The sequence below is a fragment of the Streptomyces sp. NPDC051940 genome, from assembly GCF_040680895.1.
Lineage (GTDB): Bacteria > Actinomycetota > Actinomycetes > Streptomycetales > Streptomycetaceae > Streptomyces.
The window spans coordinates 127,312-138,808 of sequence record NZ_JBFAXR010000004.1 but is presented as its reverse complement, the minus strand read 5'-3'; the positions used below and the strand labels follow the sequence as shown (position 1 = coordinate 138,808).

Below are 11,497 nucleotides of genomic sequence, written 5' to 3'. Positions count from 1 at the left end.
TCCCAAATCCCGCAGTGAGGCGGGTGCCCCTATGAACCTTGGGAGTAGGCACACATGACCCAGTCGTCAGTCAGAACGCAGATCACCGGGGAGGACGCGGGCGCAGCCCCGCAGCCGCCTGCCGCAAGAGGGCGGCTCGACCGGTACTTCCAGATAACCGAGCGCGGATCGACCATCGGCCGCGAGGTCCGCGGCGGCCTCACCACCTTCATGGCGATGGCCTACATCCTGCTCCTCAACCCCCTGCTGCTCTCCGGCCCGGACGCGCAGGGGAACAAGCTGGCCTACGCCGGCCTGATCACCGCGACCGCGCTCGCGGCGGCCGTCACCACCCTGCTGATGGGCTTCGTCGGCAAGGTGCCGCTGGCGCTGGCCGCCGGCCTGTCCGTGTCGGGCGTGCTGGCCACCCAGGTCGCGCCCAGCATGACCTGGCCGCAGGCCATGGGCATGTGCGTGATCTACGGCGTCGTGATCATGCTCCTGGTCGCCACCGGCCTGCGCGAGATGATCATGAACGCCATCCCGCTGGCCCTCAAGCACGCGATCACCATCGGCATCGGCATGTTCATCGCCCTGATCGGCCTGGTGAACGCCGGCTTCGTCGGCAAGGGCGACCCGCACGGCTCCGCCCCCGTGACGCTCGGCACCGGCGGCCAGCTCGCCGGCTGGCCGGTGCTGATCTTCTCCGTCACCCTGCTGCTGATCTTCATGCTGCAGGCCCGCAACGTCCCCGGCGCCATCCTCATCGGCATCGTCGCCGGCACGGTGGTGGCGATGGTCGTGAACGCCGTCGCCGACCTCGACGCCGGGATCTGGGGGCTGACCGTCCCCGAGCTGCCCGACAAGATCACCTCCGCGCCGGACTTCAGCCTCTTCGGCGACGTCGAGTTCGGCGGCTGGGGCGACGTCGGCGCGATGACCGTGGGCATGATCGTCTTCACGCTCGTGCTGGCCGGCTTCTTCGACGCGATGGCCACCATCATCGGCGTCGGCACCGAGGCCGGGCTCGCCGACGACAAGGGCCGGATGCCGGGCCTGTCCAAGGCGCTGTTCATCGACGGCGCGGGCGGCGCGATCGGCGGTACGGCCGGCGCGTCCGGCCAGACCGTCTTCATCGAGTCCGCCACCGGAGTCGGCGAGGGCGCCCGCACGGGACTCTCCTCCGTCGTCACCGGACTGCTGTTCGCCTGCGGGCTGCTGTTCACCCCGCTGGCCCAGATGGTGCCCGGCCAGGTCGCCGCCGCGGCCCTCGTCGTCATCGGAGCGATGATGATGGGGAACGCCCGGCACATCGACTGGAGCGACCGGGCGGTTGCGGTACCGGCCTTCCTCACGGTGGCCCTGATGCCGTTCACTTACACCATCACGGCCGGAGTCGGCGCGGGCGTCATCGCCTACACCGCCATCAAGGCCGCGCAGGGCAAGTGGCGCGAACCGGGCGCCTTCATGTGGGCGCTCACCGTGGTCTTCCTGATCTTCTTCGCACTCAACCCCATCGAGCACTGGCTCGGGGTCAAGTAAGGAGCCGAACCACCATGCTGGACATCGCTGCCGAGCTCAACGAGTGGATCGCCGAGGGACGCGACTTCGCGGTCGCCACGGTCGTCGCCGTCGGCGGCTCCGCGCCCCGGCCGCCCGGGGCGGCCATGGCCGTCGACGCGGACGGCACCGCGCTCGGCAGCGTGTCCGGCGGGTGCGTGGAAGGCGCGGTCTACGAGCTGTGCCAGTCGTCGCTGGAGAGCGGCGAGACCGTCGTGGAGCGCTTCGGCTACTCCGACGAGGACGCCTTCGCGGTCGGCCTGACCTGCGGCGGCGAGATCGACATCCTCGTCATGCCGGTACGGGCCGCCGACCCCGTGCGCCAGGTGCTCGTCTCCGCGCTGACCGCCGCCGTCTCCCAGGAGGCGGCGGCGCTCGCGCGGCTGGTCGAGGGCCCGGCGGAGCTGCTGGGCGGGGCGCTGCTCGTACGGCCCGACGGGTCGTACGACGGCACCGTCGGCGGCCACCCGGACCTGGACACCACGCTGGCGGCCGAGTCCCGCGCGGTGCTGGACGCGGGCCGGACGGCGACCGTGGAGATCGGCGCGGACGGCAGCCGGTGCGGGCAGCCGGTGACGGCGCTGGTGGAGGCCAGCGTCCCGCCGCCGCGGATGCTCGTCTTCGGTGCGATCGACTTCGCCGGGGCGCTGGTGCGGATCGGCAGGTTCCTCGGCTACCGGGTCACGGTGTGCGACGCGCGGCCCGTCTTCGCGACGCGCGCCCGCTTCCCCGAGGCGGACGAGGTCGTCGTCCAGTGGCCGCACGAGTATCTGGAGTCGACCGAGGTCGACGCCCGTACGGTGCTGTGCGTACTGACGCACGACGCCAAGTTCGACGTACCGCTGCTGAAGCTGGCCCTGCGGCTGCCGGTGGCGTACGTCGGCGCGATGGGCTCGCGCCGCACCCACCTCGACCGCAACCGCCGGCTGCGCGAGGAGGGCGTCACGGACCTCGAACTGGCCCGGCTGCGCTCCCCGATCGGCCTCGACCTCGGCGCGCGTACGCCGGAGGAGGTGGCGGTGTCGATCGCCGGCGAGATCGTCGCCACCCGCCGCGGCGGCACGGGGGTACCGCTGCTCGGGGCGCACACGCCGATCCACCATGAGGGCTCCGGGAGGCTCGGGCGGATCGGGGACGTGGCCTGAGCGGTTCCGGCAGGCGCGTCGGCACTGTGCCGGTCCGCGCGCGCCGTCGCCCGCCTGGGCGCAGGCCAACGCACCCTCGACCAGCACCCGTTCGCCGCGTTCGGCCACGGCCGTAGGGGTGACCTTCCCACTCGCCGACGGCCGGGCCAGGCCCTACGCCACCAGCACCCGGAACAGATAGTGCCGCTCCTCGCTGACGGCCTCCGCCTGCTCCCGCAGGTCGCCCTCGGCGAAGTCGAGCCCGCACCACTCCGCCGCCTGCCGCAGCAGCGGAACTATCTCCTCCGCGGCCTGCCCGCGGTATCCCAGCCGCACCTCCTCGTAGAACTGCCAGTACGGCCCCATCCGCTCCGTGCCCGCCTGCACCGCGAGCCGCTCGATCTCCTCCTGATCGAGCGTGACCAGATACGTCACAGCCCCTCCCGGTCTGTTCTCGCCGGACCGCCCGAACACCGGTCCGTAATCGGAGAAGTTATCGCCAGGGTCTGACAATCCGGCGGGGGCGAAGCCGACCTTGAAGTGTCCTTGCCAAGCTGCGCGGCCGGGACTACGTTCTCCACGCCCCCCACCGGAGACCGAGGAGACCCCTCATGCGCAGACAGCACGCGTTACGCAGCAAGCTGTTCGCCGTGGTCGCGGCCGCGGCACTGTCCGTCCTGACGTTCGGCACCCCGGCTCAGGCGAACCACGCGTGGGGCTCGTACCACTGGGCCCGCACCAGCAACCCCTTCACCCTCAAGCTGGGCGACAACGTCACGGCAGCGTGGGACAGCTACCTGTCCACCGCCTCCGCCGACTGGTCGCAGTCCACGGTCCTCGACACCACGATCGTCGCCGGCCAGTCCACCCGCAGCTGCAAGGCCACCAGCGGGCGGGTCGAGGTGTGCAACCGCACCTACGGCAACAACGGCTGGCTGGGCCTGGCGTCGATCTCCGTCACCGGGGGCACGCACATCACCTCCGGCACGGCCAAGATGAACGACACGTACTTCAACACCGCGACGTACAACACCCCCGCCTGGCGGCTGCTGGTGATGTGCCAGGAGGTCGCACACACCTTCGGGCTCGACCACCAGGACGAGAACTTCGACAACCCCAACCTCGGCACGTGCATGGACTACACGTCCGACCCGGACGGACCGCCGTCCAACCTCCACCCCAACGCGCACGACTTCGACCAGCTGGAGGCGATCTACGCCCACCTCGACTCGTTCTCCACGGTCGACCAGACGCAGTCCGTCCCGCAGGTCGGCGACGACCGCGCCTCCTGGGGCCGGCTCGTGGCGCGCGACGGCGCGCGCGACACCTTCGTCCGCGACTTCGCCAACGGCGACAAGGTGATCACCGTCGTGTACTGGGTGCGGTGATCCACGGCTGACCGCGACACGGCGGCGGGGCCCCGGCGGGCCCCGCCGCTCCCGGCATACTGCCTCCCATGAGCAGACACCGCTGGGCGGCCGGCCTCGTCGCTCCCGAGCCGGGTGAGCGGCTGCTGGAGATCGGTTACGGGCCCGGGCTCACCGCCGCGTCCGTGCTGGAACACCTCGGCGACGGGCGCCTGCTGGGCGTCGACCGCTCCGCGAAGATGGCCGCCGCCGCGGCCCGGCGCAACGCGCGGGCCGTCGCCGAGGGGCGGGCGGAGTTCCGGGTCGGCGACTGGCCGCCGGTACCGCAGCTCTCGGGGCCCGCCTTCGACAAGGCGTACGCCTTCAACGTCCGCCTCCTGTGGACGGACGCGGACGCCGTCACGGCCGTACGGAGGGTGCTCGCACCCGGCGGCTCCCTGTACGTGTTCCTGCAGCTGCCCCCGCCGTCCGGCCCCCAGCTCGACGCCGTCGCCGCCCAGGCCGAACGGACGCTCGACGAGGCGGGCTTCCGGGCGGCCGGAGTGGATCGGGACGGGGAGTGCCTGTGCGTGCGGGGCCGGCGGGCCTGACGGGCGCAGCGGGACGTGCGGGCCTGACGGCGGCAGCGGTGCGTGCGGGCCGGCCGCCTCACCGGTACGTGCGGGCCGACCGCCTCACCGGATCTCCACCTCCACCAGCAGCCCCCGGTGGTCCGAGCTAGGCAGGTCGACGAAGTCCACGGACCCCGCCCGCAGCGTTCCGCTCAGCAGCACGTGGTCGATCTGCGTCCGGAACGGCAGCGCCGAGTCCGCCGGCCAGGTCGCCGTGCGCGAGCGGCCCACCGAGGTCGCCGCGTCGTACAGCCCCGTGTCCAGGACGGCGCGGTACGCCGCGTGGTCCTGGGAGGCGTTGAAGTCCCCGGCGAACACGACCGGCAGCGTCCGCGACGCCGCCTCGTCGCGTACGGCCCCCAGGTCCCTGCGCCACACGTCCAGTGAACCGGGCATCGGCGGATACGGATGCACGACCTGCACGCGCACCGGGCGACCGCGCACGTCGGCCGTCGCGCCCGGCATGGCGAACGTCCCCGGCACCGTCCGCTCGTCGCTCAGCGGGTAGACGCTCAGCAGCGCCGACCCGGCGGACCCCGCCTCGGCGCCGATCACGCGGTACGGATACGCGGCCCGCAGCGGCGCCGTTCCGAGCGCGGCCACACACCGCGCCTCGCACTCCTGGACTGACACCACGTCCGGCCGCTCGCGGCGTACCACGGCGAGCAGTTCGTCCAGGGCCTGACCGAACTCGATGTTCGCCGACAGCACCCGCATCCGCGCCACCGGCTGCCCCTCACCCTCCGGCGCGTCCGGCCCGTACGGCTGGACGAACCACGCGGTCGCCGCCAGCAGCGCCGCCGCCCACCCCATCCCCAGCGGCCACCGCGCGAGGCCCGCCAGCAGCAGCCCCACCACCCCCGGCAGCAGCAGCCACGGCCAGAACGCCAGCACCTGCGGCACCGGCACGGGCCCGTCCGCGTCGGCCAGCCGGAACACGACCGGCACGCTCACGGCGGCGAGCGCGAGGCCCCCCGCCAGCGCCGCCACCAGTGCCCACGGACCGGGCGCGCAGGACAGCCAGCGCCGGGACACCCGCCGGGCGGGCGGCGCCGAACCGTGCTCCTCGACGTCCTCCACGTACCGCTCCTCCTCGACGACATCGGCGAACCCCCGGTCCGTTTGAGGACCGGACCTGTCCGCAATCCCCCCTACCGTGAGGAGCATGACGACACCATCCGGGCCCAAGGTTCTCACCACCCGCGAGCTCAACCGGGCGACACTCGCCCGCCAGCTGCTGCTGGACCGCGCCCCGATGACCGCCCACGACGCCGTCGCGCACCTGCTGGGCCTGCAGGCCCAGAACCAGAAGCCGCCGTACTACTCCCTCGCCGCCCGGCTGGCGGACTTCGACCCGATGGAGCTGTCCGGACTGCTGGAGAGCCGCGCCGCGGTGCGGATCGTCGCGATGCGCTCGACCGTCCACCTGCTCACCGCCGACGACACGCCCGTCCTGCGGCAGCTCGGCCAGCCCGCCCTGGAACGGGAGCTGAAGAACTTCCTCCCCGGCCTGCCCGGCGTCGACCTCGACCGCCTCGCCGCCCTCGCCCGCGCGTTCGTCGAGGAGGAGCCGCGCACCGGGCAGCAGATCGGTACCGAGCTGCGCGCGCACTGGCCGGACGCGGACCCCCTCGCCCTGCGCATCGCCGCCCGCGCCCGGCTCGCCCTCGTCCAGGTGCCGCCGCGCGGCCTGTGGGGGAGGAGCGGGCAGGCCACCCTCACCACGGTGGAGTCGTGGCTGGGCAGGCCCCTGGAGGAGGAGGCCGACTTCGCCCCCGTCGTCCTGCGCTATCTGGCCGCCTTCGGCCCCGCCTCCGTCAAGGACATGCAGCTGTGGTGCGGCCGGACCCGGCTGCGCGCCGTCTTCGACCGGCTGCGCCCGCAACTGCGCGCCCTCCGCGGCCCGGACGGCGTCGAGCTGTACGACGTACCGGACGCCCCGTTGCCCGACCCGGACACGCCCGCGCCGCCGCGCTTCCTTCCGGAGTACGACAACCTCGTGCTGTCGCACGCCGACCGCACGCGCGTGGTGCCCGCGGAGTACCGGGGCCGCACCTGGCAGGGGAACTCGAACCACTGCGTGTTCCTCGTCGACGGATTCCTGCGCGGCATCTGGCGTATCGAGGAGGGAGACGGCGCGGCCACGATGGTGGTCGAACCGTTCGCGGCGCTCAGCCGGTCCGAACTGGCGGACGTGGAGCGGGAAGCCGCCGGGGTGCTGGAGATGACGGCCTCGGGGGCAGCACACGACGTGCGGGTCGGCGCGGTGCGCTAGCGCGCGCCGGGACTAGCAGGACACCGCCACCGCGAGTGCCATCGCGTCCGCGGTGTCGTCCACCGGGCGCGGCTGGCGGGCCGTCAGCAGCGGGTCGACGGTGAGGCGTCGGGCGCCGAGCGGGGCGGCGAGGGAACGGACCGCGGACTCGGCCAGCCGGATCCACGGCTGCGCCGGGCCCAGCACCCGTACGAGCGCCTGCTCGCTGGTGAAGGCCACCGCCGTCCGCGTGCCGAGGGGCGTGCGGAACATTCGCAGCGCGTATCCGTCCGACCCGTTGCTGACGGGGACGAACAGCAGCTGCTGCGCCATGGCGGTCACGGTCCTTCGCGTATCGGGTGGTGGGTGACGATCCGACGGTAGCCGGGGGCCGTCCGGATGAGAAATCGGGGTCCGGCATGCGAGACGTGGCATCGGCCGGTTGTGGGGCTATGGTCGATTTGTGATTAACGGAGCGCATGTGATCCTGTACAGCCGCGACGCGGAGGCCGACCGCGCATTCCTGCGGGACGTCCTCGGCTATCCGCACGTCGACGCGGGCCGCGGCTGGCTCATCTTCCGGCTGCCGCCGGCGGAGGCCGCCGTCCATCCGACGGACGGGGAGCCGAAGCACCAGCTGTACCTGATGTGCGACAGCGTCGAGTCGACGGTGGCGGAACTCATGTCCAGGGGCGTCGAGTTCACCTCCCCGGTCACCGACCAGGGCTGGGGCCGGCTGACGTCGCTGCGGCTGCCGGGCGGCGGCGAGCTCGGCCTGTACGAACCGCGCCACCCGGTGGCGTACGACATCTGACCCCCGAACCCCGCCCGCCCGCCGAAAACCCGTGGCCGCGCGCCCCGCCCACGGGGTAGAAGGGCTGGGTGATCGACATGACCACCCTCGCCCGCAAACCCACCCTGCGCGGCCCTCACGTCACGCTCGTGCCGATCGAGGCACGCCATGCGCCGGAGTTCCTCGCGATGGGCGACGACCCGGATCTCTTCCGGCTCACCGGCAGCCACATCCGGCACGACGCGGAGACCATCCACCGCTGGTGCGCCTCCCGCGCCGGGCAGCCCGACCGCCTCGACCTGGCGGTCGAGGACCGCGGGACCGGCGACTTCCTCGGCGAACTCGCCCTCCTCCGGGTCGACCCCCACAACGAGTCCGCCGCCTTCCGTATCGCCCTGCGCGAGGACCGCTGCGGCAAGGGCATCGGCAGCGAGGCGATCGGCCTGGTCCTCGGCCACGCCTTCGGCGAGGTCGGCCTGCACCGCGTCTGGCTGGAGGTCTTCGCCTTCAACCACCGGGCGATACGGGCGTACGAGAAGGCCGGCTTCGTACGCGAAGGCGTGCAACGCGAGGCGCTGTTGTGGGACGGTGTGCGGCACGACGCGTATCTGATGTCCGTGCTGCGGAGGGACCACGACCGGTGACCACGTCGATCGAGCAGCGGCCCGTCTTCCTCGCCCTGGTGTCGCTGCTGCCCGCCGAGCGGGCGGAATGGCCCCTGGACGCCTGGGACATCGGCGAGCAGGAGGCGGCCGTCACCGCACTCACCGAGGCGCTGGAGGAGACCGGTACCGCCGTCACCGGCCGGCAGCGGGCCCGGCTGGCCGCCGTCGCCGAGTCGTGGGGGCAGTGGGAGAACCTGGCCGGGCAGGTGATGGCGCTCCCCGCCGTCGACGAGGGCGGCACGCCGTGTCATCTGGTCGAAGCCCGGCTGGCGCCGGACGACCGGATCGACGCCGTGTACGACCCGCTCCTGTGGGCCGTCTGCGCCCGCTGCGACGACCGGCTGCTGCGCCTGTACGAGCGCCGGCCCTGGGGCAGCGTGGGTCCGGCCGACCGGTACGCGGTGAGCGGCTCGGCGGGCACCCGGCTGTACGACGACCCGCTCGTCGCCTTCGAGGCCCTGACCGCACGCCACTGACCGCGGCCCCGGCCGTCAGCCCTCAGTCCAGCAGCCCCGACCGGCGCGCGGCCGTCACCGCCTGAAGGCGGCTGTGCGCGCCCAGCTTCCGCATCGCCGAGCGCAGATACGCCTTGACCGTCTCCGGACGCAGCCCCAGCCGCTCCGCCACCGCCGCGTTCGACGCGCCCTCCGCCACGCACTCCAGCACGTCCAGCTCCCGCGGCGACAGCAGCCCCGGCGACGGCGTCCCGGTGGGAGCGGGGGCCCCGGAGGCCGCGCCCAGCCGGTCGCACAGCGCGAGCACCTCCGCCCGCAGCGCCTCGTCCGCGATCCGCGGCGCCAGCGTGCGCAGCGAGCGGTGCGTCGCGCGGACCTCCTCCCAGGCGGCCGTCGGAGCCGCGGCCGCGAGCCGCGCCGCCTCGTCCCGTACCGCCAGCGACTGCTCGACCTCCCGCGCCGCGGCCATCGCGGCGGACATCGTCCGGTCGCCGAGCGGCAGCGTGTCGCGCAGCGCCCCGTACAGCACGCCCCGCACCCGCCCGCGCACGACCACCGGCACGGCGAGCACCGTGCGCAGACCCTCCGCGCCCACGGGTCCGTCGTACTCGTGGCTGATGGACCGCGCCGCGGGGTAGTCCGTCACCGCACACGGCCGCGACAGGGCCACCGCCTTGCCGCCCAGCCCGCTGCCCAGCGCCACCCGCAGCCCCCGCAGGGAACCGGTGACCGCCCCGGCCAGCTCACTGATCCGCAGCTGCCGCCCGCCGTCGCCGACGGGCCCGCCGAACGCGACGGGCAGCCCGCTGACGCGCCGCAGCCGCGCCACACCGGCGCTGATCTCCGCGCTGTCGTCCGACTCCGCCACGGCACCTTCCTCGCGCGCTCGTCCCGCGACACGCCGCCACCCCCGTACGGGGGTAGTCGCCTGACAGGCCCGGGACCACGATGCTAACGACACGCCCGTGCCATGAGGAGGACACGTGACCGCAACCGACGAGTTCCGCGCCGCCCGGGACTTCCTGCTCGCCCGCGGGACGGACTACGAGGCCGCCCGTGCGGGCTTCACCTGGCCGCGGCCGGAGCGCTTCAACTGGGCGCTGGACTGGTTCGACCGGATCGCCGAGGGCAACGACCGCACGGCGCTGCACATCGTCGAGGAGAGCGGCCTGGCCACCCGCTTCTCCTTCGCCGAGCTGTCCGAGCGCTCCAACCGCGTCGCGAACTGGCTGCGGGACCGCGGGGTCGGCGCCGGCGACCGGATCGTCGTCATGCTCGGCAACCAGCTGGAGCTGTGGGAGACGGCCCTCGCCGCCATGAAGCTGCGCGCCGTGATGATCCCCGCCACCCCGCTGCTGGGCCCCGCCGACCTGCGCGACCGCATCGAGCGCGGCGGCGCCCGCCATGTGATCGTCCGGCCGGAGGACACCGCCAAGTTCGACGACGTGCCCGGCGACTACACCCGGATCGTGGTGGACGGCGGCGGCGAGGGCTGGCACGCGTACGACGACGCCTACGCCGCCCCCGCGGCCTTCGAGCCGGACGGCCCGACCGGCGCCGACGACACCCTGCTGCTGTACTTCACCTCGGGCACCACGGCGCAGCCGAAGCTGGTGGAGCACACGCACACCTCGTACCCGGTCGGCCATCTCGCCACCATGTACTGGATCGGCCTGCGCCCCGGCGACGTGCACCTCAACATCTCCTCGCCCGGCTGGGCCAAGCACGCCTGGTCCAACCTCTTCGCCCCGTGGAACGCGGAGGCGACCGTCTTCATCTACAACTACACGCGCTTCGACGCGGGCAAGCTGATGGCGGCCATGGACGAGGGCGGCGTGACGACCTTCTGCGCCCCGCCCACGGTCTGGCGGATGCTGATCCAGTCCGATCTGAAGGCCCTGGCCACTCCGCCGCGCGAGGCGGTCGCGGCGGGCGAGCCGCTGAACCCCGAGGTCATCGAGGCGGTACGGCGCGACTGGGGGCTGACGATCCGCGACGGCTTCGGCCAGACGGAGACGGCGGTCCAGATCGCCAACACCCCCGGCCAGCCCCTCAAGCCCGGCTCGATGGGCCGCCCCACCCCCGGCTACGAGATCGCCCTCCTCGACCCGGTGACGGGTGTCGCCGGCGACGAGGGCGAGATCTGCCTGGTCCTGGGCGACAGCCGCCCGGTGGGCCTGATGACGGGCTACCACGGCGACGAGGAGCGCACCGCGGAGGCCATGGCGGACGGCTACTACCGCACGGGCGACATCGGCTCGCGGGACGGGGACGGCTACATCACGTACATCGGCCGGGCGGACGATGTCTTCAAGGCCAGCGACTACAAGATCAGCCCGTTCGAGCTGGAGAGCGCCCTGCTGGAGCACGAGGCGGTCGCCGAGGCCGCCGTCGTGCCGGCGCCGGACCCGCTGCGGCTCGCGGTGCCGAAGGCGTACGTCGTGCTGGCGGCCGGCTGGGAGCCCGGACCGGACACGGCCAAGGCCCTGTTCGCCCACTCCCGGGCCACCCTCGCCCCGTACAAGCGCGTCCGCCGGCTGGAGTTCGCGGACCTGCCGAAGACGGTCTCGGGCAAGATCCGCCGCGTCCAGCTCCGCGAGGCGACGGCCGCCGGGTCGGCGGCGGAGTACCGCGAGGAGGACTACGTCTGAGGTGTCCGGGGGCGGGCCGGGACCGGGGGCGCCACCGC

General features: G+C 73.3%; 13 protein-coding genes. 9 read left to right on the top strand and 4 right to left on the bottom strand.

Annotated features, from left to right (window positions below):
* The first annotated feature begins 54 nt into the window (after window positions 1-54).
* A complete protein-coding gene (locus AB0M28_RS03540; protein WP_365397015.1) occupies window positions 55-1,521 on the top strand; it encodes an NCS2 family permease in 1,467 nt (488 codons plus the stop codon).
* Between the two features lie 14 nt (window positions 1,522-1,535).
* Window positions 1,536-2,684, top strand: coding sequence for an XdhC/CoxI family protein (locus tag AB0M28_RS03535; RefSeq protein ID WP_365397013.1), 1,149 nt, complete (start codon window positions 1,536-1,538; stop codon window positions 2,682-2,684).
* A gap of 153 nt (window positions 2,685-2,837) precedes the next feature.
* Here the strand turns inward: AB0M28_RS03535 and AB0M28_RS03530 are convergent, their stop codons facing one another.
* Complete coding sequence (locus AB0M28_RS03530; RefSeq protein ID WP_365397010.1) at window positions 2,838-3,098, bottom strand: hypothetical protein; 261 nt, start codon at window positions 3,096-3,098, stop codon at window positions 2,838-2,840.
* A gap of 176 nt (window positions 3,099-3,274) precedes the next feature.
* On the opposite strand from AB0M28_RS03530, the gene AB0M28_RS03525 reads away from it, so the two are divergent.
* Window positions 3,275-4,051: a hypothetical protein gene (locus AB0M28_RS03525; protein WP_365397007.1), complete on the top strand. Its 777-nt coding sequence runs from the start codon at window positions 3,275-3,277 to the stop codon at window positions 4,049-4,051.
* A 68-nt stretch (window positions 4,052-4,119) separates the two neighbouring features.
* Window positions 4,120-4,620 carry a class I SAM-dependent methyltransferase gene (locus AB0M28_RS03520; protein ID WP_365397004.1) on the top strand — a complete coding sequence of 167 codons (501 nt, stop codon included), beginning with the start codon at window positions 4,120-4,122 and terminating at the stop codon, window positions 4,618-4,620.
* An 84-nt stretch (window positions 4,621-4,704) separates the two neighbouring features.
* On the opposite strand, the gene AB0M28_RS03515 is transcribed toward AB0M28_RS03520, so the two are convergent.
* Window positions 4,705-5,808, bottom strand: a complete 1,104-nt coding sequence (locus AB0M28_RS03515; RefSeq protein ID WP_365397001.1) for an endonuclease/exonuclease/phosphatase family protein — start codon at window positions 5,806-5,808, stop codon at window positions 4,705-4,707.
* Here AB0M28_RS03515 and AB0M28_RS03510 point away from each other — a divergent pair.
* On the top strand, window positions 5,807-6,916 hold the full coding sequence (locus AB0M28_RS03510) for a winged helix DNA-binding domain-containing protein (protein ID WP_365396999.1): 1,110 nt from the start codon (window positions 5,807-5,809) through the stop codon (window positions 6,914-6,916). The genes AB0M28_RS03515 and AB0M28_RS03510 overlap by 2 nt on opposite strands.
* A 12-nt stretch (window positions 6,917-6,928) precedes the next feature.
* On the opposite strand, the gene AB0M28_RS03505 is transcribed toward AB0M28_RS03510, so the two are convergent.
* On the bottom strand, window positions 6,929-7,228 hold the full coding sequence (locus tag AB0M28_RS03505; protein ID WP_365396996.1) for an SAV_915 family protein: 300 nt from the start codon (window positions 7,226-7,228) through the stop codon (window positions 6,929-6,931).
* A gap of 148 nt (window positions 7,229-7,376) precedes the next feature.
* Here AB0M28_RS03505 and AB0M28_RS03500 point away from each other — a divergent pair, with 148 nt between their 5' ends.
* From AB0M28_RS03500 to AB0M28_RS03490, 3 genes are all read left to right on the top strand, one after another.
* Window positions 7,377-7,709: a VOC family protein gene (locus AB0M28_RS03500; protein ID WP_365396994.1), complete on the top strand. Its 333-nt coding sequence runs from the start codon at window positions 7,377-7,379 to the stop codon at window positions 7,707-7,709.
* A gap of 77 nt (window positions 7,710-7,786) precedes the next feature.
* On the top strand, window positions 7,787-8,332 hold the full coding sequence (locus AB0M28_RS03495; protein WP_365397099.1) for a GNAT family protein: 546 nt from the start codon (window positions 7,787-7,789) through the stop codon (window positions 8,330-8,332).
* Complete coding sequence (locus AB0M28_RS03490; protein WP_365396991.1) at window positions 8,329-8,829, top strand: hypothetical protein; 501 nt, start codon at window positions 8,329-8,331, stop codon at window positions 8,827-8,829. Before AB0M28_RS03495 ends, AB0M28_RS03490 begins: the two co-directional genes overlap by 4 nt.
* A gap of 22 nt (window positions 8,830-8,851) precedes the next feature.
* Here AB0M28_RS03490 and AB0M28_RS03485 read toward each other — a convergent pair whose 3' ends face one another.
* Window positions 8,852-9,676, bottom strand: coding sequence for a helix-turn-helix transcriptional regulator (locus AB0M28_RS03485; RefSeq protein ID WP_365396989.1), 825 nt, complete (start codon window positions 9,674-9,676; stop codon window positions 8,852-8,854).
* A gap of 115 nt (window positions 9,677-9,791) precedes the next feature.
* Here AB0M28_RS03485 and AB0M28_RS03480 point away from each other — a divergent pair, with 115 nt between their 5' ends.
* The gene (locus tag AB0M28_RS03480) at window positions 9,792-11,459 is read left to right on the top strand and encodes an AMP-binding protein (RefSeq protein ID WP_365396986.1); all 1,668 of its coding nucleotides are present in this window, start codon (window positions 9,792-9,794) and stop codon (window positions 11,457-11,459) included.
* The last annotated feature ends 38 nt before the right edge of the window (window positions 11,460-11,497 follow it).